The organism is Effusibacillus pohliae DSM 22757, assembly GCF_000376225.1.
Lineage (GTDB): Bacteria > Bacillota > Bacilli > Tumebacillales > Effusibacillaceae > Effusibacillus > Effusibacillus pohliae.
In genome coordinates, this window is the sequence record NZ_AQXL01000098.1 from 1 (window position 1) to 22,476 (window position 22,476).

Here is a 22,476-nt window from a genome sequence, read left to right on the forward strand (position 1 = left end):
CCGAAGACGCATACGCACGGTCATTCAAAGTATTATCACGCTTGCGGCCAAACTTACCACTCACGCAAGACAATACCGACTCCGTCTCAGTAAGGGGAGTCCCTGGCTTCTCTTTTACCAAAGGATGAATGCCTCGCTAGCAAGGTAGTGGTTGGTATTGACTTGTAAAATCACAGAACGGGATCACCCCCTTGTTATGGGGGCTGGTTTCGTATTGCCGGAAAACGGAACACGCAGGTCATGACGCCATCCAAAGGACGAAATGTGTGTGATCCAGAGCCAAAATTCGAGTACCGAAGGATCAAATTCAAAACAAAATGGAGCCTAGCCTGATACTTGAGGACAGCGTCACGGATTCAGGATCCAATCCATTTTAAGAATTTCATCCGCACTCATTCCCCTTTGCATTTCTTGTTACGGATATATTCTCTTGCAATCCATATTATTCCTTTTGAACTACGCGCATTAAATTCAATCAATAAGATGATGGTAAATATTAAACGCAAATACATCCGTTGGAAATCAACCTAAATAGACGCTTTTATTGGAAGCGATTTTTCAGGTAGCGTCCGAAAATTTCCGGTTATCATATTAAATTAGTCGGAATTAACGTGTTTTCTGCCCCCGTCTACGTTAAATAGAAAATCCTCGGATTTGAGCAAAAAGAAAAACCGCCTCGATCAAGAAGCGGTTGAATTGTTTTTTTCTCGTTCTTTCAGGGCACGGTATAACGTTGCTTTCGTAACACCGGTCATCTCCGTTATTTCGGAAACGGTGTGCATTCCACTATCGTAGAGTTTCAACGCCTGATTTACCTTTTTCGCATCTGTCTTCGGGCGCCCACCGTTTCGCCCCCGTGCTCTAGCTGCCTGCAGCCCTGCTTTTGTCCGCTCGACTATCATTTCCCTTTCGAGTTCAGCGATAACGCCGATCATCTTAAACATTGCGCGCCCGGTCGGAGTCGTCGTGTCAAGGCCGTCGCAAATACTAACGAGTTCGACGCCGAGTTTTGTTAATTGCTCGTAGACTTCGATCAGCTTTTTGGTGGAGCGGGCGAGGCGATCCAGTTTGTAGACCACAAAAACGTCTCCTTCTCTTAACGTATCTAATGCTCTCTGGAGTTCCTGCCGATCGTCTTTAGCGCCGCTGGCTTTCTCCGTGTAAATACGTTCGCAGCCCGCTTCTTTCAGAGCGTCAAGCTGTAGATCCAACGATTGATCGACTGTAGATACCCGTGCATAACCTATACGCATTTTTACCGGCCCCCTTACCATTTGTTGACTTGATTGTATCATAATCAGGTACGTTTTTGCAACATAGATTTTGATACGGGTTTTGAAACTGATTTTGCTTGTCTCAATGGGGTTATTTTCGAGTGGATTACAAGCGTCCCATATACGAAGGTTTTTGGAACAATGATCCGTACCATTTTATAACTTGGTGACAAGAAGCAACCGTCCGGATTAGCGCTTGCAAGCGTACAGTTTAGCAGTTGCTTGTCCATCGGCATATGAAGAAGTGGTGTTCGCTCAAATTTTGGACAATCCACTCAAACCGACCGATTCAACGATTGGTACGAGGGGGTACAGCCTCCGTCCGGCAAGAAATGACTCACGGCTTCTGAGCGCCGCCCCTCGGATTTTCCGTGCACGATTGTACAACCTCGGGATTTCCGATATACGGCAGCCCCTGCGACGTCCCCAGGGTAAGCCCCTGGTCTGCGTGAATCACTAAACGAGAAATCAGGCTATCCCGAAAAAATTTTTTGTAGCGTTTTTGAAATCTTGGGGGTCTAAAAGAAAAAGGAACGTCGAAACGATGATACCATTCGTAAACGACAAAAAACTTTGATGGACAAGAGAGTGATTATTTAGTTAATTCTAAGAAATCAAATATAAAGAAGGAAAATTTTTTGTCGATATCGAACATATATATCTGATGATTCGAAAAAGTGAGAGGAGAAGGGTAAAGGTGTTTAGAAAGCACAAACAACTTATTGCGGGTTTGGTTATGGGCGGCGTAATTGCAAGCGCAGGAGCTGCATTTGCTGACGGGCCGGTGCACTTTGTGAACTTCAAATTTAAGTTTGACGGCGTAGAGAAGTCGTTACCGGAAGGATTCACAGTGCTTGAATACAATGGACGTACATACGTACCTGCTCGTTTTGTGGCTGAAAATTTGGGGGCGAAAGTCGATTGGGATGGAAGTACATAGACGGTGATCATTAATAGCAGTAAAAATTCTGCTTCACAAACAGTCGGCAACTATACATTCAGTAACTACACATTAGATAACAGCGGTATCATGTTCACCAGAGTGATCGGAGAGATTACAAATAATGGTTCCGCTAAACGATCCGTGGCGTTTAAAGTGAATTTCTATGATGCAGGCGGAAAGTTACTTGGCACCGCCACAGGAGTTGTACTCGATCTTGACCCTGGGCAAAAGAAAAGTTTTGAAGCGGTTGCGGATAAAAAATTGGATGGAGTCTCGACATTCACGTTTCAAGTGGATGCAGAGTTATAAGAGTATTTGTTTTAATAATCGCAGGACAGCCGTTAATTTTGCGGTGCCTGCGAATTTTTTCTATTACAACACTCTACGTTAAACCAATCGTTGTCGTGACGAATCGTTATTGAGGACTCAACAGAAAGTATGACACGATTTACCTGTTGTAATGATTAGCCAGGATCATGGCTTTACTTCTAAGTCCGATAAGGCTTCATCAATACACTCCATCTCATCGTTCCGTACGTTCCCTTCAATCGGCGAAACGCTGCCTCAGACCACCACGTCCGACTATGCAACTCAACCTCCAAACAAACAGCGCAATCTTTTCCCGAAGGTAAAATTTACTCGACGAGAACGACAAGCCGCGCCAATATTACGTATTACGCGAGGGTAAAATCGGTAAAGCGAAGAGGTTCCCGTCGTACCTAAAATTTACAAATAATTTTCACAATCTCGGGGTCAATCGGTAAATTCGTGCCGAACTACTTGCAAAAAACGCTTGTCCATGCTATCATTTTAACCGCACTGGATTTCCCCCAAAAACGACATCCAGTGCGGATAAGAATCCAGTTAAACTAACGATAGTCACGAGAGGAGAAACCAAGTAACGGCGCGGATTGTAGGACATTTAAGCGTGGGGTGGATTTAGGTTCCAGCGGGAAACCGTGGGGGTTCGAGTCCCTTCATCCGCACCATTCACCAATTTCATCCTGCGCCCTTAGCTCAGTCGGATAGAGCGTTTGACTACGAATCAAAAGGTCGGGAGTTCGAATCTCTCAGGGCGCGCCAGTTGCTCGCAAAGCGACACAATTCGTTTTCTGTACCCCGCCTATTCGGCAGGCCCCGGAAATTCTCATGCGATCCGATGTTACAGACACAGGAAGCAGTTCCTGTGTTTTTTGTATTGCCATATGTGTTATGATAGAAAGACAAGCAACCTTTGGATGGTAAAGTAGGTGAATCGTGGTGAGTGTAACCATATATGATGTGGCAAGAGCGGCCGGTGTGTCGATGGCCACCGTTTCGCGCGTGCTAAACGGCACGGCGGTTGTGAAAGAAGAAACAAAGAAAAAAGTACTGGACGCGATTCGCGAGCTCGGTTATCGACCGAACGCTGTGGCGCGAGGGCTGGCCAGCAAAAAGACGAAGACGATCGGCATCATTGTGCCTGACGTGTCAGCCCCGTTCGTAGCAGAAATGGTACGGGGGATGGAAGACATCGCAACCATGTACGACTATCAGATCATTTTGAGTAATTCGGATGCCCAAACCGAGCGCGAGATCGACCTGATTGGCACCATGTGGGAAAAACAGGTGGATGGCATCCTGTTTATGGGAGATCATTTGACTGCGGAGCTGTTAAAAGCGTTCGAACAGGCACAATTGCCGGTTGTGCTGTGCGCCACCGTCGATCCCGAAAAGCGAATTCCGTCGGTCAACATCGACAATCGGCAAGCGGCTTATGACGCGACCCGATTGCTGGTTGAAAAAGGCTGCAAGCGCATCCTGCTGCTGAGCGGTCCGGCTGGTCATCCTGTGACTGGCGAACCAAGGAAAAAAGGATATCGGAAAGCGCTCGCAAACGGCGGGTTGCAACCGCGGATTCTGGAATGTCCGGACCTGCGCTACGAATCCGGGCTGGCCGTTTTGCAAAAAGAGTTGCAAGACCAGCTACCGGACGGCATCGTGGCGGTCAGCGACGAGCTTGGTGTGGCGGCGATTCACGCATGTTTGGATGCCGGACTGTCCGTTCCGGAGCAAGTCAAAGTGGTGGCGTTTGACAATACCAGACTGGCAAGCATGGTGCGGCCGGAACTGACGACAATCGCGCAGCCGATTTACGACATGGGGGCGGTCGCGATGCGGTTTATGACCAAACTGATCCACGATGAACCGGTCGAGGAATTTTCCGTAGTTCTGCCGCATGAACTGCTGTTTCGCCAATCGACATAGGGGTGACCCGGGATGTGGATCCCCCTATAGACCGGATGGAGAAGAACTGGTACAATGAGTGCAATACATTCCATCTGCATTTTGTAAATCATTTAGGAAGCCTCTCTACGTACCGAAGGATTGCCTGTTGTTACGACGCTTCCGACTGACGGACGTCCGCTGCCGGAGGGGAGCGGCCGGCTCCTCTGCAGGATGTTGTGCAGAAGTCCCAACTCCCTTTTTTTAAAGGAGTGATCCGAATGGTAGTCGAAAGGCTTGGTCATAACAAGGTGAGGATCTTCATCAGCTATGAAGATCTCGAAGAAAGAGGCATCGACCGGGATGAAATCTGGCAAAATGGCCGTAAGGTGCAAGAACTGTTCTGGGATATGATGGAGCAGGCGTACCTGGAAGTCGGCTTCGAAGTGATCGGTCCGATTGCTGTGGAAGCGTTCACAATGCCGACGGAAGGCGTTGTTGTGATCGTCACGCAAGTTCCCTCGCTGCCGGAGGAAATTGATCATAAAGAGGAAATGGAAGCGGATGAGCCGATTATTTCGGTCGACGCATCCACTGCCCTGACGTTTGTATTTGACGATTTTGAACATGTGTTGAGCGCAGCCAGAATGGTGCATGCGTCGTTCGATTTGAACGCCTCGCTGTATCATTACAAAGGGCGTTATTTCCTCTACATCGACGAAGCGGAGATGGAGCAGGAGGAAGTCGACGCTTTGTGGTCGATTCTGCACGAGTATGGAACACTGTCCAACGTGACAAAAGCGGTTCTGGACGAATACGGAAAACTCATCATCCAAGACACCGCCTTTTTAACGCTCAATCAATATTTTGTGAACTAAGGAGACGGAGCCCCGTCTCTTTTTTTGTTCAGGCTCTAGCGGAGCCACAGATACATTTTCATCAACAAGGCGGTGATCGCGGCCGCCATCAAGGGGCCGACGGGGATCCCCTTGAAAAACACGATGCCGATGATCGACCCGATCACCAGCCCCAGCATCAATTGCGGTTCCAGTCGCAGCATGTTGAGTCCCTGCCCGTTCAGGTAGGTGGCCAGCACACCGCCGATGACGGCGAACAGTCCCGATACGGTGAAAAAGGTTCCCCACAAGTCTTTCGATTGGATTTTGCCGTTGACGAGCGGCACCAGCACGGAAATCATCAGGAACAACAAACCGATTTCCAGCCCGCGCCGTTCCAGCGTCGGGAAGAACCGCTGCAGATTCGACAGTTTCAAAATCAGCAAAACGCTGGCAGCGGTGGCCAAAATGCTGGCCCGACCGATGATGCCCACAATGATCAGCATGACGAGTATCATGTCTCCGGCCATACGCCCACCCCTTGTTCCGTCCATACAAATATATGGACAGGGGAACGGGGATATGCGAATCAAAATCGGGCGGTCGCCGGCAATAACGAATCATCGTCCGGCAATCGGTTCCTGCACATCGCCAGACGCAGCGTATCGCTGCGCAGCCCTCGGCGCAACGACTCGACCGTTATAATGTCGTGCGGAAACAGATTGCCGAGATTCACATTCGGGCCAAATTGAGCGATCAGCGCTTCTTGCTGCGATTTCAAGGGGGCTTCCCAGATAATGCAGTCGGCCGAGGTCAGCTGTTCCAGCAGGCGGTCGACATCGTCTTTGCGGATCGCCCCGCTCGCTTCGTAGATGCCTACATCCTTTCCGGATTCCCGTCCCTCAATAATCACTTTGAAAACACCGCAGTCCAGATCGTGCCGGATCAGTTCCAACTGTTTTTCGATAGGCAGGTGGACGCCCGATTCTTTTTTCCCTACTTCGCTCAAAACGAGAAATCCGATATGTTTCGCTTCCTGGATCAATTGCCGGCGCAGTTCGAGATCGATCGTGACCGTGCCGTCGGAAACTTCGATCGCGGTGAATCCCAGTTTTTTTGAAGTGCGCATGAAGTCCTTCCAACAACCTTGCAGCACGGCCGTCTCCAGTAAGGTTCCGCCCGGGTAGACATGAATGTCATGTTCCCGCAAAATATTGATTTTGTTTTGCAGCAGCGATTTCGAATAGAGCATCGATGTGCCAAAACCCAATTTCAAGAAATCGATGTAAGGGGCTGCCAATTCTGCCAGGTCCAACGTTTCCCGGATTCCCAGCCCCTTATCGATCACCATGCTGAGACCGCAAGTACGCGGTTTCAGGTTGCGGCCCGGTAGTGGATCACGCAGGACTGTGTCCCACGGTTTTTGTGGCAAAAAATCGTTCATCTCCCAAAACCCCTTTCTTTGCTGTTCTGTGCTGTGCAGGGAATCCCCGTCGGGGTTTGTCACCTCCTGGCGTTTACAACCTGTGGGCTCCATTATCGTATGCGAAAAACGGGAGCTGGTGTTACGCCCGTGCTTTTCGTTTTGCCAACAACTTCCGCAGGGATTCGGAGGCGATCGAATTGGGGGCGGGTGGGGATTCGGGCTTCTCCGCTGGGACGCGAATCAGCCACATCGCCAGCGCGGCGGACAAAAAGGCGAGCCCGGCCACCGACAAGAACATAACCAAGCGGGACAGGTCCATCAACCAGGTGAAGACGGGTGGCCCGATCGCCACTCCCAGGAATCTGACGGAGCCGTAAAAAGATGTGACGATCCCGCGTTCTTCCATACTGACGGCTGAGGTGATCAGCATATTCAGGCAGGGCAGCACGAGTCCCGTGCCGATACCGCTCATCACCAGCAATCCCAGCAAGACGTACGCGTTTGTAACAAAGGAAGCCAACCCGAGCGGGATCGCAATCAGCAGCATGCCAGTCACAATCAGCGTTTTCATCAACCTTTTTTGCTTTTTGATGTTTGCTCCCGTGATATAGGACGTCGACGACATGGCGAGCAAGGGAACCGCCAGAATGGCGCCTTTCAGCAGACCGTCGATCGCATATTTGTCTTCCAAAAGATGCGACAGATAAAACAATACGCCAAACAAAATGAAAAGTGCGCTGGCGCCTGCAAAGTAAGCGGTCAGAAGCCATTTCCATTCCCGTTTGAAAATAACCTTCAGCGCGCGCAGGTAGTGGGTTACTTTTTGCGCGGCTTTGTCCTTTTTTGGTTCCTTGATAAAAAACCAGATCGCCAAAGCAGCGGGCACGCACAACAGCGGAAACGCAAAAAAAACCGCAAACCAGGTGATCATCGAGAGCAGCACGCCGAGTATGGGACTCAGGACTTTTCCCAGCCCGTTCGATGCTTCGATGATGCCAAGCGCTTTGCTGCGGGCCGCTCCCTGGAAAATATCGCCTGCCAAAGCCATCGCGATTGGAGCAGTCCCGGCGGCCCCGATTCCTTGCAGCACGCGACCTGTCATGATCACGGCAAACGGTTTGGCAAACAAGAGCACGGCGATTCCCGCTAGCAATCCGCCTAACGCGTATAAGATAAGCGCCGGGATGATCACGAGTTTCCGGTTGTAGCGGTCCGACAAAAAACCGGCCAACGGGATGATGATGCCGGCGGGCACGGAGAACAGAGTGATCACCAAACTCGCCTGAAATTTGGTGATCTGAAGCTGCTCCTGCATCGTTGGCAGAATCGGAATCAGCATCGAATTACCCAGGACCATGATGAGCGGAACGCTTCCCAGGGCAATCAGAGACAGCAACGAAACTTTGGACCTGTCGGATGCCGTTTGCGCCATTCTGTTCAGTCCTTTCCTCGTTGTAAACCTAGTGTGTCGCGCCGTATCGGGGCTGATGCAGGAAGTTATTGACTCGCCACGACTGCCAGGCTTTAACGAACACCCCTTGACGAAACCGCCTTGAAGATTGTAAATTGTATCAAAAGAACAAAATCGATTGACTCTTATCCAGAGTTGGTGGAGGGACTGGCCCGATGAAGCCCGGCAACCTGAATCGATCCGGAAACGTGATTCGCGCGTTTCAGGTATGATTTGTGGTGCTAATTCCTGCAGGAGCGATCCTGAAAGATAAGAGGAGGACAGCGTGGCAATACCAGGTCTTTCTCTTGGGGGGAAAGACCTTTTTCCATGAAGAGGAGGAATGGACATGCGGATCGAAACACGGTTGGCACAAGCGGGAAACCGCAAGGATCCGGTGACGGGAGCTGTGTCTGTGCCGATTCATCACTCGACTACATTCGCCCATCCGGCGCTCGGACAGAGCACGGGGTTTGACTATACCCGGACTCTCAATCCGACTCGCAAAGTGCTGGAAGATACGATCGCCGATCTGGAAAATGGGGTGCGGGGGTTTGCGTTCGCTTCCGGCATGGCTGCGATCGCCTGTCTAGTGGAACTGTTCGAGCCAGGCGATCACCTGGTCGCTTCCAACGATTTGTACGGCGGTACCTATCGCTTGCTGGAACAGATTTTGCGTCGGAAAGGGATCGAAACGACCTACGTGGATACCGGCGATCTGGCTGCGGTGGAAGCGGCGGTTCAACCGAACACCAAGGCGCTGTTTGTTGAAACCCCGACCAACCCGACGATGAAAATCACCGATATCGCAGGTTGCGCTGCGATCGCCAAACGGCGCGGCGCGCTGACCATCGTCGATAACACGTTTATGTCGCCCTATTTTCAACGACCGTTGGATTTGGGGGCCGATGTGGTGCTGCATTCCGGCACCAAGTATCTGGGCGGCCATAACGACGTGCTATGCGGCCTGCTTGCGGTGAAGGACGAGCAATTGGGCGAAAAACTGTTTTTTTTGCAAAATTCGATCGGGGCTGTTCTCGGACCCCAGGATTGCTGGCTGATGATCCGCGGCCTGAAGACGTTGGCGCTGCGAATGGAAAAACATCAGGAAAACGCGCTGCTTGTGGCGGAATGGCTGTCACGACACCCGCAGGTGACAAAAGTCTATTACCCTGGTCTGCCGCACCATCCGGGCAAGCACATGCATGAAAAGCAGTCGTCCGGCTACGGCGGCATGCTGTCGTTCGAAGTGGCGGATGAAAGCATGGTGGAACCGATCCTCGGCAGTGTGAAACTGATTTCGTTCGCCGAAAGCCTTGGCGGCGTCGAATCGTTGATCACCTATCCGGCGAGACAGACCCATTTTGACATCCCGAAGGAAGTGCGGGAGGCGTACGGCGTTACGGATAGGCTCCTGCGCTTATCGGTCGGCATCGAACACTATCAGGACATTATCGCAGACCTGGAGCAAGCGTTGGAGGCAGCGAGATCCGAGGTGTCCGTCAGGTGAAATTTGAAACGCGCGTGCTGCATACGGGGGCGGAACTGGACCCGCGCACCGGCGCCGCCAGCTTTCCGATTTACCAGGCTTCGACGTTTCACCAGGCCGATTGGAACCAGCAGCAGGAGTTCGATTATTCCCGCTCCGGCAACCCCACCCGGAAAGCACTTGAGCATGTGATTGCCCAGTTGGAAGGGGCGAACTACGGACTTGCGTTTGCTTCCGGCATGGCGGCGATTACGAGCGTCCTGCTCACACTGTCCGCCGGCTCGCATGTTGTGGCGTGCGAAGACATTTACGGGGGAACGTTTCGGGCGTTGACGAGAGTTTTTTCCCGCTTTGGGATTGAGACGACGTTTGTCGACGCCGCCAACCCGGAAAAATTGGCGGCGGCGATCCGACCGAACACGAAAGCGATGATGCTGGAAACACCTTCTAACCCAACGCTGAAAATCATCGATCTGCAAAAAGCGGCCGACATCGCGAAAGCAAACGGGGTGCTGACGATTGTCGACAACACCTTTATGTCACCCGGCTTGCAGCGGCCGCATGAGCTGGGGATCGATGTGGTGGTTCACTCGGGAACCAAATTTTTGGGCGGTCATTCTGATGTGGTGGCGGGGCTGGTGACGGTGCGGGATGAATCGTTGGCAAAAGAAATATACCAGATCCAAAACGGGTTCGGCGCGGTGCTGGGGCCGCAGGACTGTTGGTTGCTGATGCGGGGCATCAAAACGCTGGCGGTGCGGATGAAACAAAGTGAGGAAACGGCGCTGCGGATTGCTCGTTATCTGGAGCGGCACCCGAAGATCAAACGGGTGTATTACCCGGGGCTCGAATCGCATCCGGGCCGGGAGATTCATCTCCGGCAGGCGGACGGGCCCGGCGCGGTGCTGTCGTTTGAACTGGCGGACGCCGAACAGGTGCGGCGGTTTGTCAAGCGGCTGCAGTTGCCATTGTTTGCTGTCAGCCTGGGGGCGGTGGAAAGTATTTTGTCCTATCCGGCGACCATGTCGCACGCGGCGATGCCGCGAGAGGAACGGATCCGCAGGGGGATCAGCGACGGCTTGCTGCGTCTGTCGGTGGGGCTCGAGAGCGCGGAAGACCTGATCGGGGATATTGAACAGGCTCTTATGGGATTATAAATAAAAGCGGGTGACGCGGAACTTGCAATCTTGATTCTGAAGGAGCGGAAAAACAATGGAAAAACAGACTCCCGCATCTGCCAAATCGTTCATCATGGCGGACAGTCCGGACGATTTTGCCGGCAAGGTGCCGAGCGGCGCGCAAGGAGATCCGCAGACGTTGGTGGAACAGGACAATCCGGACGATGTGGAAATACCCGATCCAGCTTTGAACCAATAAAAATATTCGTAGACATGCTTTCCTAATAGAAAGTATCGCGTTATACTTATATTTGCATGTCTTTATTTCGATGTTGTTCACAAAGGTGGTCAAAGCATGAGCAATCAGGGAAACACACAGAAGCAGGAAGAAACGTTAAACGTACTCGCCCAGACCCAGTTGGTGATCAAGGAAGCGCTCAACAAATTGGGGTATGGGGATGAGATGTACGAGCTTCTGAAAGAACCGTTGCGAGTGTTGACGGTCCGCATTCCTGTCAGGATGGATGACGGAAGCGTTCGGGTGTTCACTGGTTATCGCGCACAGCATAATGATGCGGTTGGGCCGACCAAGGGGGGCATCCGGTTTCATCCGGATGTGACGGAAGATGAAGTGAAGGCGCTTGCCATCTGGATGAGCCTGAAGTGCGGCATCGCCCAATTGCCATACGGCGGCGGCAAAGGCGGCATTGTTTGCGATCCGCGCGAGATGTCGTTCCGCGAACTGGAACGATTGAGCCGCGGCTATGTGCGGGCGATTTCGCAAATCGTCGGACCGACGAAAGATATCCCGGCGCCCGATGTGTTCACCAACTCCCAGATTATGGCCTGGATGATGGACGAGTATTCGCGTATCCGGGAGTTTGATTCGCCCGGTTTCATCACCGGCAAACCGCTCGTACTCGGCGGATCGCTGGGCCGTGACGCGGCGACCGCCCGCGGTGTGACGATCGCGATCCAGGAAGCGGCGAAAGTAAAAGGGATCGATTTGAAAGATGCGCGGGTGGTGGTTCAGGGCTTTGGCAACGCCGGCGGTTATCTCGCAAAATTCATGCATGACGCGGGAGCGAAAGTGGTCGGCATTTCTGACGCGTACGGCGGATTGTACGATCCGAACGGCCTCGATATCGATTACCTGTTGGACCGCCGCGATTCGTTTGGCACGGTGACGAAACTCTTCAAAAACACCATCAGCAACCAGGAGCTGCTGGAACTGGATTGCGACATCCTGGTGCCGGCGGCGATCGAGAACCAGATCACGTCGAAAAACGCGCATAATATTAAAGCGAAAATCGTGGTCGAAGCGGCGAACGGACCGACGACGATCGAAGCGACGAAAATCCTAACAGAGCGCGGCGTGCTGCTCGTGCCCGACGTATTGGGCAACGCCGGCGGGGTGATTGTGTCCTATTTTGAATGGGTGCAAAACAATCAGGGATTGTACTGGTCGGAAGAAGAGGTAGACCGACGGCTGCGTGAAATTCTCGTCAAAGCGTTCCATACGATCTATGAAACCGCACGCGTCCGCAAGATCGACATGCGGCTCGCCGCTTATATGGTGGGAGTCCGGCGAATGGCGGAAGCTTGCCAACTGCGCGGTTGGGTGTAAGTTTCGGCATCAAAAGAGCAGGCGCATGCATTGCACATGCGCCTTTTTTCTTTGATCATGGACGATCAACTCGGCGTTGCCCGCACGGACGCGGGCGCATTTAGCCGAGTTTCCTCAAGTTAGATCCGTTCGAACGCGCTGCGGATCGACTCCATGTCCAGATCGTTCGCCAGCAGAACCATCAATTTGATCCTCGCCTTCTGGCCGTTCAGGCCGTTCGAGAAGATCGCCCCCAGTTCCCGCAGATGCTTGCCGCCTCCTTCATACCCATACACATCCTGCACCCTTCCGTTGAAACAGCGGGAGACAAGAACCACGGGCACCCCTTTTTCGATCGCCCGTCGGATCCCCGGGACGACTGCCGGCGGCACGTTTCCCTGGCCGAGCGCTTCGATCACCAACCCGTCGATTCCGTCTGCCAGCATGTGGTCGATCAGGCGGCTGTCTATTGCGAGCGCCATTTTTAACAGGCCGACAGACCGCTGCAAGGGCTTGGCCGGGTATGATTCATGCTGTAGCGGCATCTGGCGGAAGTGAATCGACCGCTTGTCAAGACTGCCGATGGGCCCGACTTCCGGCGATTGAAAAGTTGCCACATTGCTGGTGTGCGTCTTCGTGACAAAGCGGGCGCCGTGGATCTCGTCGTTCAACACCACCAGCACTCCCTTGCCAACCGCTACTTCGCTGGCCGCTGTACGCACCGAATTGAGCAGATTGAGCGGTCCGTCCGCGCCGATCTCGTTGGAAGACCGCATCGCCCCCGTGACGACCACCGGTTTGCCGGGCGGCAATTGCAAATCCAGGTAAAAAGCGGTCTCTTCCAGCGTGTCGGTGCCGTGCGTCACCACCACACCCGCCACCTCCGGCTCCGCCAGGCGCTCCTGCACGCGGTTCAACAACTGTTGCAAATGGAAAAATGTCAGATGAGGACTCGGCAGATTGAACACTTCCTCCATCACGACATCCGCATATTTGGCAACGCCAGGCAAAAAACGGGCGAGCGCTTGCCCGTCGACCGGCCGCACCGTTCCGGTCGCTTCATCTTCACTCATGGCGATCGTTCCGCCAGTTGTCAGCACATATACCTTCTTCATCTCGATCAGTCCTCCTAGCCTCCATTTTAGTAAGAACCAGATCCGAAAATAAATGACAAATTTTGCAGGAAAACGGCGTACTCTCGCGAATGATTTATTCATACGGGAGGGAATCGCTTGATCTTGCTGATGATCGCTGTCGCTGCTATAGCGCCCGGGATTGCGCTTTTGTCATATTTTTACCTGCGGGACCGGTATGAAGCGGAACCGCTGCGAACCGTGCTGTGGTCGTTTGCACTCGGCATGGTTTCGGTGTTGCCGGTCACCGTCTTGCAGCAACTGCTGGAACAGCTCGTCGAATCGCCTTATTTGCACATCCTGCTTGTCGCCGCGGGCATCGAAGAAGCTGTCAAATTCGTGATTTTATTGTTGTTTATCCGTACCAGTAAAGAGGTTAATGAGTTGTACGACGGGATCTTGTACGCTGTTGCCATATCGCTCGGGTTTGCCACCGTTGAGAACTTCGTTTCGCTTCTTCCGCACGGGTGGCAATTGGCCGCGATTCGGGCCGTCCTGCCTGTGCCAAGCCATGCGTTGTTTGCGGTGGTGATGGGCTATTATGCGGGAAAAGCGAAATTTTCCCATGCATGGGTAAAGTTTCGCCTGCTCTGCCAGTCTTTCTTCTCCGCCTGGCTGTTGCACGCGGCGTACGACCTGATTTTGTCAGGACGGCATCTGTGGCAGGCGGCCATGCTGCCGTTTATGATCGGCCTGTGGATCCTCGGACTCCGCAAGGTGAAAGCGGCGCAGGACAAATCCCCGTTCAAGCCGCAAGATTGACAGCATCTGGTATGAACCGGCCGCGCGTCTGACGATACTGAAGCTGTTGAGTTTGCAAAAAAGGGGGTATCCTATGCGAGAGTTCGTTGAAACTTCATGGCAGGGAGATGAAGTCGTCGTGGGCCACAATCGAGTGAAAGTGCACATCCGCTGCAGAAAATGCGGCGAAAGTTTCATCCTTCGCGGTTCACGCGATTATAAAGGGAATATCGATACCGGCTTCAAGCGTTGCTTGTGCGACAACGAACAGGATTTCGAAATTGAAACATTGCGCTGAATCGACCGGACAGGAGCTTTTGGCTCCTGTCTTTTTTTTCCTTCCAAAAATGGGCATAAACGGTGGGCTACTTCCTCACAATACAAGGGAGAAATCGCCACAGGAGGGGAACCGCATTGAGACTGAAATGGAGCATGTTGGCAGCCTGCTTGTCTCTGGCACTTGCCATCTCGGTTCTTTATACCAATCCGTTATCGCTGGAACGAAATACAGTCCCGACGTTTACGAATCGCATTCTGGTGAAGGGAAGTACCGGCATCGACGTGCGGGAATTGCAGGGGAGGCTGCAGCTTCTCGGATTTTACAGCGGGCGCATCGACGGCATTTTTGGCTGGCGCACGTATTGGGCGGTCCGCAATTTCCAATACCGGTTCGGACTGCGGGTGGACGGAATCGTCGGCAATGACACGCGGGCGATGTTGATGCGCGCGACGCCCCAGTACAATCCGTGGGCGCAGGGGCAGCCCGCCCGGCAACCAGCTCGCCGGGGAGCGAATCCCGGCAATCCAACCCCGCCGATGACGCATGCACACGCGCGGCTGTCGGCAGGTGACATCAATTTAATGGCGAACGCCGTCTACGGGGAAGCACGCGGTGAACCTTATATCGGTCAAGTGGCGGTAGCCGCTGTGATTCTCAACCGTTTGGAACATCCGCAATTTCCGCATACGATTCCGGGCATTATTTTTCAGCCTGGAGCCTTTACCGCTGTCTCCGACGGACAGATCTGGCTGACTCCGAACCAGACTGCCAGAAAAGCGGTACTCGACGCTGTCAACGGCTGGGATCCGTCCGGCGGCGCGATTTACTATTTTAACCCGGAAACCGCCACATCCAAATGGATTTGGTCGAGACCGCAAATCAAGAAAATCGGCAAACACATTTTCTGCCGGTAAGTTGACAGACGAGGAGGCCGACTATGGTGAGAAGAATCCTGACGGTGGTAGGCGTACTGGCTTTGATCATCACCGGTTTTTGGGGATACCGGGAACATCAGCAAAAACAGGCGTTGCTTTTGAAAGCGGAGAACCAGTATCAGCGGGCGTTTCACGATTTGTCTTCCAACCTTGACGTGTTGCAGGGGGAATTGGGCAAAGCGTTGGCGATCAACACGCAGCGGCAATTGGCCCCTTGCCTGTCGAACATCTGGCGCATCTCCTACGCGGCGCAGTCCGATCTCGGGCAACTTCCACTGAGCCTGATGCCATTTAACCGGACTCAGCAGTTCCTGCAGGATATCGGCGAGTTCTCCTATCGGGTGGCGGTCCGCGACCAGCGGAAAGAGCCATTGAGCGACAAAGAGTGGAAAACGTTGCAAAGCCTCTACAACGAGGCGAGCGATATCCAGCAGGACCTGCAAAAATTGCAGGCCAACGTGCTGCAGCACAACCTGCGCTGGATGGATGCGGAACTGGCTTTGTCGCAAACGCAAAAGAAAACGGATAACCAGATTGTCGACGGTTTCCGGGCAGTCGAGAAAAAAGTGGCCGGTTTTCCGGAAGTTCAGTCGGAGACGCTGTCCGCTCTCAAAACGAGAAACCAACCGCACATTGAGAATATCAGTGGACAGGACGTGCCGCAGGAGCAAGCGGCGAAAAACGCAGCAGCTTTCCTTGGCAAACCGGACACCAGCGGCATCATTGTGCAGAAGAATGGAGCCGGCACGAAGTATCCCGCCTATTCTGTCACCGTACAACAGCCGAACGATCAAAAATACTACATGCAGATGACGATCAAAGGCGGCCATGTCGCGTGGCTGGCGAAAGACCGTGACGTACCGGAGGCGAAACTGGATTTGGTGGCGGGTCAACAGGCGGCGGAACAGTGGCTGGCTGCCCGTGGCTACAAGAACATGGTGCCGATCAAAACAGAGCAATACGACAATACGGCCGTCTACACGTTTGTGCCGAAACAGGGCGATGTGTTGCTTTATCCGGATACGGTGATGCTGAAACTGGCGCTGGACAACGCGGAAGTGATCGGGTTCAACGGCGAAGACTACCTGTTTCACCACAAGCAGCGTTCGCTTGGAAAACCGAAACTGACGCAGGAGCAAGCGCGCAAGTTCGTCTCGAAACACACGCAGATCCAGGAATCCGGATTGGCCTTGGTGGAAAACGATGTCGGACAGGAAGTGCTCACGTATGAATTTATCGGCACGATGGACAACGACACGTACAAGATTTATATCAACGCCAACACCGGTGATGAGGAAAAGGTGGAAAAACTGAAGCAGATCTAGGCAGCGGAAGTGGGGAGATCCCCGCTTCTACTTTTTTTACCCTCACGTGTTGTGAGCCTGCGAAGCCGATTCCGAGTACTTGGGTGAGGGCCCGGTATTCACGTGATTTAATCGATTGCCAGGTTTTCAACTTATAAGGTATAATGGGAAAAGATGGACAGGCGAATCCAGGGGGAGTCAACATGTTTATGCCCCATTTCGGGCAGTATCTGGAGCTGTATGTGCCGGACGGCATATTCAGGGGGCGCTATCGTGCGAAATTGCTGGACAGCAACGAGCGGTGGTTGCTGATTGAGATTCCGAAGAATCTGGAGACGCAAGCCCTGCAGCCGCTGCCGGAAGGAACGGCGATGATCGTCCGCTATTTTGATATGACTGATGCGCCCTGCGAATTCGATACGATCGTGGAAACCCGCTTGTTTCAGGAGATCGAGTTGCAAGGCATCAAACGTCCCGACAAACAGGCGATCCGCCGCTTCCAACGACGGCAGTTTGTACGCGTTCCCGTATCGGTTCCGGTCGAAGTCGTGGTGATGGATCTGGACACGAGACAGATCCACCGGATCGAGTGCATGATGCGCAACCTGTCGGGCGGAGGGATTTCGATCCTGTTTCGCAGTGACCAGCCGCTTCGTTCCGGCGACTTGGTCGGCGTGCGGTTCTGCTTGAATGTGGAGGAACGTGTGCATGAGATCTCAGGCAAAGCGAGGATTTTGAAAATTTCGCCGAACCCGGTGCTCCCCACCATCCGTATCGCCGGTTTGCAGTTTGCGGAAATCAGCGAAGCGGACCGGCAAACGGTGATTCGATACGTGTATTACAGACAGATTCAGTTGCGGGAACGAGGTTGGCTACGTTCCGGGAAGTAACCGACGATGTATGAAACACCTCATACCAGCATACGATGGGAATATGCGGAGGTGTGCATATGCAATATCGTCGGCCTCAATCCTACGAAGAACGTTTTTTGGCCGTTTCCACGAAACTGGAACGGCTTTTGTTTCGCTTGGCCATCACCGGATTTGCGGGCATCGTGGCGAGCCAGTTGGCGCTCTCGGTGCCGGAAGTCCGGCAGGTGCTGTCGCCGACAGACCGCCTGGAAGGAAAAAAAATATCGCAGGACGCCGATGCCCCGGCGCCCGACACAGGCACCAAACAATTGATCATCCGACCCGTTGCGGCCCAGACAAAACCGGTCGACGCCTGGGTGAAAGTGAATGGGGTTCCGGTCGCTCACATCCGACAGTCGGAAGTTGTGGTGAAAGTCAAAAACCATGACAAATTGGAGATCGACAGTTCGGCTCAACCGGGCATTTTCCGGTTTGAGATCGATCATAACGATCCCTCGATTACGAGTCCGACACCGGGAACCGTGATGGAATCCAGCCAGGATCATGTTGCCGTGATCGATCAAATTTTGATTCACAATGATTCTCTTGCGCGATAATCCGTCGTATGATAGTATGAGGGCGAGCGGGCTTTGCCTGCTTTTTGTTTTCGGTAGGTACGGTGGGAGGACGCAGCAATGAATCGAATCCGAGTGGCGATCGACGGGCCGGCGGGAGCCGGGAAAAGCACGGTGGCAAAAATGGTGGCGAAACGGCTGGGATTGCTGTACATAGATACGGGAGCGATGTACCGGGCTGTGACGTGGAAAGCGATCGCGTCAGGGATCCCGTTTTCCGACGAGGAGCAAATGGTCGAGTTGGCTTCCACCATCGACATTTCCTTTGATTCAGACGATGATCGGCAAATCGTGCGGGTTGACGGTGCCGATGTAACGCAGCAGATCCGCTCGCCGGAAGTGACGGAACATGTATCGACCGTGTCGGCGATTCCGGGTGTCCGCTCGCAACTGGTCAAACTGCAGCAAAAAATGGCCGGACGTCTTGGCGTAGTAATGGATGGCAGGGACATCGGGACCTGCGTGTTACCGGACGCCGAAGTGAAGATTTTTCTGACCGCCTCGCTTGAGGAGCGGGCTCGCCGGCGGCTGGAAGAGCTGCTGAGCAAAGGGGTGCGCACCGATTTGGAAGAGGTCATGGCGAGCCTGGCCAGGCGCGACGAGATGGACAGTACGCGGGACTTGGCGCCGCTTAGGAAAGCGGAAGACGCCTACTCGATTGACACGACCGGGTTGTCGGTACCGGAAGTGGTCGATCGGATTGTTTCGATCTGCCGGCAGCGGCTTGGCACCAATCAATAGGGAGCAGAGTACTATGGTGTATAGGTTTGTTCGAACTCTGTTGCGGATCTTGTATTCGATCCTGTTTCCTCTTGACGTCAGAGGAAAGGAACACATCCCCAAAGAAGGGCCTGTGCTGCTCTGCGCCAATCATATCAGCTTGCTGGACCCGCCGGCGATCGGCATTTGGCTGGAACGGCGGATTTCCTTCTTTGCTAAGGCAGAACTGTTCAAAATCCCGCTCCTGGCCTCGATCCTCCGGCAGCTTGGTGCGATTCCGGTCAGGCGGGGGGCACGCGACCGGAAGGCGCTGACTGCCACCCTGGAGGTATTGAAACAGGGCGGCATGGTCGGGATTTTTCCGGAAGGAACGCGCGTCAAATCGGGCATGCTGGAAGAAGCAAAAAAAGGCGTGGCATTTTTCGCGCTGCGCAGCGACGCGGTGGTCGTTCCGACGGCGATTATCGGGCCTTACCGGTTATTCCGCAAGACGAAAATTGTCTACGGCCCGCCGGTTGATTTGAGCTCCTATCGGAACGGCAAACCGAATTCGGCTGTGATGGAGGAAGTCAGCGGCCTGATCATGCAGCACATCCGCCGCTTGGCGCAGGAAAGTATCGAACAAACGATCAATTTACATACTATTGAGTAGCTGTTTCACAAGTTCTGATTGGAGTGGGTATGAAAGCAATCTACGAATGCCTTCATCCTTGCCAATAAATGATACTGAAATCCGTGTTTGGGGACACAGGTTGAGGAGGTTTTTTGCATGTCGGAAGAAATGAAAGAAATGACGAATGTGGTCACATTAAATAAAGGGGACATCGTCAAAGGCCGGATCACGAAGATCGAGGACAGTCAGGCGCTGGTCGACGTCGGCTACAAATATGACGGCGTCATCCCGATCGGCGAACTGTCGGCTTTGCGTGTGGAAAATGTGGCGGATGTCGTGTCGGTCGGGGACGAAGTGGAAGTCAAAGTGCTTCGCATCAATGACGAGGAGGGCAAACTGATCCTCTCGAAAAAGGCAGCGGACGCTGCGAAAGCGTGGAATGTGCTGGAGCAGCGCCTGCAATCCGGTGAAGTGTTCGAAGTGAAGGTGGCCGACGTGGTGAAAGGCGGACTGGTTGCGGATGTCGGCGTCCGCGCGTTTATTCCGGCTTCTCAGGTGGAACGCCATTTTGTCGAGGATTTCAGCGATTACAAAGGCAGAACGCTGCGTGTCAAAGTAACCGAGTTGGACCGCAGCGACAATAAAGTGATTCTTTCGCAAAAAGCCGTCTTGGATGAAGAATTCGAACAGAAAAAACAAAATCTGCTCCATTCGCTGCAACCGGGTGAAATCCGGGAAGGAACCGTCCGCCGCATCACCGATTTTGGCGTATTTATCGATCTGGGCGGCATCGACGGTCTCGCGCATATTTCCGAATTGGCTTGGCATCGTGTGGAAACACCGGCTGAAGTGGTGAGAGAAGGCGACCTAGTCAAGGTCAAAGTGTTGAAAGTCGATCCGGCAAGAGGCCGCATTTCCCTCTCGATCAAGGAAGCGCAACCCGGCCCCTGGGCAGGGATCGGCCAAAAATTCTCCCCCGGCCAAGTAGTGACCGGAACGGTGAAACGGCTGGTACCGTTTGGCGCGTTCGTTGAGCTGCAGCCGGGAGTGGAAGGACTTGTGCACATCTCCCAGATTGCCAACCGGCATGTTGCCACACCGGAAGAAGTGCTGGAAGTCGGCCAGGAAGTGAAAGTGAAAGTTCTTGAGGTAAACGAACAGGAGAAGCGGATCTCCTTGTCGATCCGCTCTGCCGAAGCGGACGCACGCCGCAGGGAAACCGACCTGTTTGCGGAAAAACAGCAAACGCATGGAACCGGTGTCACACTGGGCGAAATGTTTGGAGATCTGTTCAAGAAGAAATAAGAAAGCGGCGATGGCGATGTCGAGAGAAAAACGCAAGCTGGATCACATCCGGCTCGCTCTCTCATCCCCCCCAGGGGGTGGGTCCGATTTTGACGATCTGCAGTTCGTCCATCGCTCCCTTCCGGAAACGAATCTGGAAGATTGCTGCCTGAATACGCAAATCGGCGGGCTGGCTCTCAGTTCGCCGGTTTTTATTAACGCAATGACAGGCGGGGCGGCTGCCGCGAAAGAGATCAATCAGCGGCTGGCGGAAGCGGCACGGGAAACGGGAGTTGCACTGGCGGTCGGCTCACAACGGGCAGCACTAATCAATCCCGAGCTGGTCGATACATACCGGATCGTAAGGAAGGTCAACCCGCACGGCATCATCATCGCCAACTTGGGGGCTGGTGCTTCCGTCGACGACGCGCAGCGGGCGATCGAGATGGTGGAAGCGAATCTGCTGCAATTGCACCTGAACGTGCCGCAGGAGTTGGTGATGCCGGAAGGCGACCGCCATTTCAAGGGGATGCTGGCGGCGATTCAGGCGGTCGTCGAGCGGGTTTCTACACCGGTGATCGTGAAAGAAGTAGGCTTTGGCATGTGCCGGGAAACCTACACCCAGTTAAAGGGCATCGGCGTGTCGATCGTCGATGTCGGCGGCCGGGGCGGCACCAATTTTGTAACGATTGAAAATCGGCGGCGCGGAAAAGGGGAATATGAGTATCTAACGGATTGGGGACAGTCGACCGCCGTTTCGCTGTTGGAGGCGAAGGGGCTCACAGGCGTCGACCTGATCTCGTCCGGCGGTATCCGTCATCCGCTCGATATGGCGAAAAGCCTGGCGTTGGGGGCCAAGGCGGTCGGTGTAGCGGGACCGATCCTGCGCATCCTGACACAGCAGGGAGTACAAGGGGTGATTGAAGCGATCGGCAGCTGGCATGAACAACTGCGCACCATCATGACCCTGGTGGGGACGGAGTCAGTCGAAGGACTGACATCCGTCCCGCTCGTTGTCACCGGCAAAACGAAACAATGGTGCGAGGCGCGGGGGATCGACATCCGCGGCTTGGCGCACGGCAGATAGCGGCTTTCTGTGGAGAGCCGCTTTTTTTACGTAATGGAAAGTATATCTTTTGGGGGTTTGAAGGTCATTGATTCAATGTTCAACAGGGTTTGTGCAGGAATGGAGTCGGAAGACGGTAGAGGAAATGTACGAGGTGCGGACGAGCGTGTTGTAGCCTTTCTTTGGTAATCCAATTTTCCAAAAATTACAGATGGTTACTATAACCACTGTTCAGATAAAATGGCATTGGCTTCGATTTGTACATAAGGTGGTGAAGTTGTGTCCGGTATTATGTGTAAAAAGGATCTGAAATAGGAAGAGTCATTTCAATCCTCTTTTTGGGAATCATGGAGTTTGTCTACAACAATATCCCAAGGAGGAATCGAAATGACTCACTTCCATCTTACCCTTTCCGCAGAAGAATTACACCAACTGCTTACAACACATGGCAAACTGGCTCCATCTCTCATGCAGTCGTTTTTGAACCAACTCTTACAGAAGCAAGCATCGGAGCAGATCCAAGCGGAACCCTACGAGCGAACCCATGAACGCACCACGTATCGCAAC

The 22,476-nt window shown here is 53.3% G+C and carries 24 protein-coding genes, 2 tRNA genes and 1 riboswitch; of the genes, 21 read left to right on the forward strand and 5 right to left on the reverse strand.

Annotated features, from left to right (window positions below; genetic code table 11):
• Nucleotides 1-680: 680 nt before the first annotated feature.
• Nucleotides 681-1,253, reverse strand: a complete 573-nt coding sequence (locus C230_RS0103965; RefSeq protein WP_018130743.1) for a recombinase family protein — start codon at nt 1,251-1,253, stop codon at nt 681-683.
• 718 nt (nt 1,254-1,971) lie between these two features.
• Between C230_RS0103965 and C230_RS0103970 the strand changes: the two genes are divergently transcribed.
• From C230_RS0103970 to C230_RS0103990, 6 genes are all read left to right on the forward strand, one after another.
• The gene (locus C230_RS0103970; protein WP_018130744.1) at nt 1,972-2,214 is read left to right on the forward strand and encodes a copper amine oxidase N-terminal domain-containing protein; all 243 of its coding nucleotides are present in this window, start codon (nt 1,972-1,974) and stop codon (nt 2,212-2,214) included.
• A 3-nt stretch (nt 2,215-2,217) separates the two neighbouring features.
• The gene (locus tag C230_RS0103975) at nt 2,218-2,526 is read left to right on the forward strand and encodes an FxLYD domain-containing protein (RefSeq protein ID WP_018130745.1); all 309 of its coding nucleotides are present in this window, start codon (nt 2,218-2,220) and stop codon (nt 2,524-2,526) included.
• A 597-nt stretch (nt 2,527-3,123) separates the two neighbouring features.
• Nucleotides 3,124-3,206 (forward strand) — tRNA-Leu (locus C230_RS22340).
• 17 nt (nt 3,207-3,223) lie between these two features.
• Nucleotides 3,224-3,300, forward strand: a tRNA-Arg gene (locus C230_RS0103980).
• A 177-nt stretch (nt 3,301-3,477) separates the two neighbouring features.
• The gene (locus tag C230_RS0103985) at nt 3,478-4,464 is read left to right on the forward strand and encodes a substrate-binding domain-containing protein (RefSeq protein ID WP_026174125.1); all 987 of its coding nucleotides are present in this window, start codon (nt 3,478-3,480) and stop codon (nt 4,462-4,464) included.
• A gap of 239 nt (nt 4,465-4,703) precedes the next feature.
• Nucleotides 4,704-5,300 carry an adaptor protein MecA gene (locus C230_RS0103990; RefSeq protein ID WP_018130747.1) on the forward strand — a complete coding sequence of 199 codons (597 nt, stop codon included), beginning with the start codon at nt 4,704-4,706 and terminating at the stop codon, nt 5,298-5,300.
• A 35-nt stretch (nt 5,301-5,335) separates the two neighbouring features.
• On the opposite strand, the gene C230_RS0103995 is transcribed toward C230_RS0103990, so the two are convergent.
• The 3 genes from C230_RS0103995 to C230_RS19395 all read right to left on the reverse strand — a co-directional run bounded on the left by C230_RS0103995 (nt 5,336) and on the right by C230_RS19395 (nt 8,116).
• A complete protein-coding gene (locus tag C230_RS0103995) occupies nt 5,336-5,788 on the reverse strand; it encodes a DUF441 domain-containing protein (RefSeq protein ID WP_018130748.1) in 453 nt (150 codons plus the stop codon).
• 59 nt (nt 5,789-5,847) lie between these two features.
• Nucleotides 5,848-6,702, reverse strand: a complete 855-nt coding sequence (gene comA / locus C230_RS0104000) for a phosphosulfolactate synthase (protein ID WP_018130749.1) — start codon at nt 6,700-6,702, stop codon at nt 5,848-5,850.
• A gap of 121 nt (nt 6,703-6,823) precedes the next feature.
• Entirely contained in the window at nt 6,824-8,116 is a 1,293-nt protein-coding gene (locus C230_RS19395; RefSeq protein ID WP_018130750.1) for an MFS transporter, read from the reverse strand.
• A gap of 161 nt (nt 8,117-8,277) precedes the next feature.
• Nucleotides 8,278-8,411: riboswitch (SAM riboswitch) on the forward strand.
• Nucleotides 8,412-8,483: 72 nt separating this feature from the next.
• Here C230_RS19395 and C230_RS0104010 point away from each other — a divergent pair.
• From C230_RS0104010 to C230_RS0104025, 4 genes are all read left to right on the forward strand, one after another.
• The gene (locus C230_RS0104010; protein WP_018130751.1) at nt 8,484-9,644 is read left to right on the forward strand and encodes a trans-sulfuration enzyme family protein; all 1,161 of its coding nucleotides are present in this window, start codon (nt 8,484-8,486) and stop codon (nt 9,642-9,644) included.
• The gene (locus C230_RS0104015; RefSeq protein WP_018130752.1) at nt 9,641-10,780 is read left to right on the forward strand and encodes a trans-sulfuration enzyme family protein; all 1,140 of its coding nucleotides are present in this window, start codon (nt 9,641-9,643) and stop codon (nt 10,778-10,780) included. The genes C230_RS0104010 and C230_RS0104015 overlap by 4 nt, the downstream gene beginning before the upstream one ends.
• 55 nt (nt 10,781-10,835) lie before the next feature.
• Nucleotides 10,836-11,000, forward strand: a complete 165-nt coding sequence (locus tag C230_RS22345) for a hypothetical protein (RefSeq protein WP_018130753.1) — start codon at nt 10,836-10,838, stop codon at nt 10,998-11,000.
• Between the two features lie 96 nt (nt 11,001-11,096).
• Nucleotides 11,097-12,368 (forward strand): Glu/Leu/Phe/Val family dehydrogenase, encoded by a 1,272-nt coding sequence (locus C230_RS0104025; protein WP_018130754.1) that lies wholly within the window; start codon nt 11,097-11,099, stop codon nt 12,366-12,368.
• A gap of 119 nt (nt 12,369-12,487) precedes the next feature.
• Here the strand turns inward: C230_RS0104025 and C230_RS0104030 are convergent, their stop codons facing one another.
• Entirely contained in the window at nt 12,488-13,462 is a 975-nt protein-coding gene (locus C230_RS0104030) for an asparaginase (RefSeq protein WP_018130755.1), read from the reverse strand.
• Nucleotides 13,463-13,579: 117 nt separating this feature from the next.
• Here C230_RS0104030 and prsW point away from each other — a divergent pair, with 117 nt between their 5' ends.
• The 11 genes from prsW to C230_RS0104085 all read left to right on the forward strand — a co-directional run.
• Nucleotides 13,580-14,242 carry a glutamic-type intramembrane protease PrsW gene (prsW, locus tag C230_RS0104035; RefSeq protein WP_018130756.1) on the forward strand — a complete coding sequence of 221 codons (663 nt, stop codon included), beginning with the start codon at nt 13,580-13,582 and terminating at the stop codon, nt 14,240-14,242.
• 73 nt (nt 14,243-14,315) lie between these two features.
• Complete coding sequence (locus tag C230_RS0104040; RefSeq protein ID WP_018130757.1) at nt 14,316-14,519, forward strand: hypothetical protein; 204 nt, start codon at nt 14,316-14,318, stop codon at nt 14,517-14,519.
• 116 nt (nt 14,520-14,635) lie between these two features.
• Nucleotides 14,636-15,415: a spore cortex-lytic enzyme gene (gene sleB / locus C230_RS0104045; protein WP_018130758.1), complete on the forward strand. Its 780-nt coding sequence runs from the start codon at nt 14,636-14,638 to the stop codon at nt 15,413-15,415.
• A 23-nt stretch (nt 15,416-15,438) separates the two neighbouring features.
• Nucleotides 15,439-16,761 (forward strand): germination protein YpeB, encoded by a 1,323-nt coding sequence (gene ypeB, locus C230_RS0104050; protein WP_018130759.1) that lies wholly within the window; start codon nt 15,439-15,441, stop codon nt 16,759-16,761.
• Between the two features lie 182 nt (nt 16,762-16,943).
• Nucleotides 16,944-17,630 carry a flagellar brake protein gene (locus C230_RS0104055; RefSeq protein WP_018130760.1) on the forward strand — a complete coding sequence of 229 codons (687 nt, stop codon included), beginning with the start codon at nt 16,944-16,946 and terminating at the stop codon, nt 17,628-17,630.
• Between the two features lie 59 nt (nt 17,631-17,689).
• Nucleotides 17,690-18,208, forward strand: a complete 519-nt coding sequence (locus C230_RS0104060; RefSeq protein WP_018130761.1) for a hypothetical protein — start codon at nt 17,690-17,692, stop codon at nt 18,206-18,208.
• Between the two features lie 78 nt (nt 18,209-18,286).
• Nucleotides 18,287-18,967, forward strand: a complete 681-nt coding sequence (cmk, locus tag C230_RS0104065) for a (d)CMP kinase (protein WP_018130762.1) — start codon at nt 18,287-18,289, stop codon at nt 18,965-18,967.
• Between the two features lie 13 nt (nt 18,968-18,980).
• Nucleotides 18,981-19,598, forward strand: coding sequence for a lysophospholipid acyltransferase family protein (locus C230_RS0104070; protein ID WP_018130763.1), 618 nt, complete (start codon nt 18,981-18,983; stop codon nt 19,596-19,598).
• Between the two features lie 117 nt (nt 19,599-19,715).
• Complete coding sequence (gene rpsA, locus C230_RS0104075; RefSeq protein WP_018130764.1) at nt 19,716-20,864, forward strand: 30S ribosomal protein S1; 1,149 nt, start codon at nt 19,716-19,718, stop codon at nt 20,862-20,864.
• A 10-nt stretch (nt 20,865-20,874) separates the two neighbouring features.
• Nucleotides 20,875-21,930 (forward strand): type 2 isopentenyl-diphosphate Delta-isomerase, encoded by a 1,056-nt coding sequence (gene fni, locus C230_RS0104080; protein WP_018130765.1) that lies wholly within the window; start codon nt 20,875-20,877, stop codon nt 21,928-21,930.
• A gap of 366 nt (nt 21,931-22,296) precedes the next feature.
• Nucleotides 22,297-22,476: transposase (locus tag C230_RS0104085; RefSeq protein ID WP_018130404.1), on the forward strand; the 180-nt coding region annotated here is incomplete at its 3' end.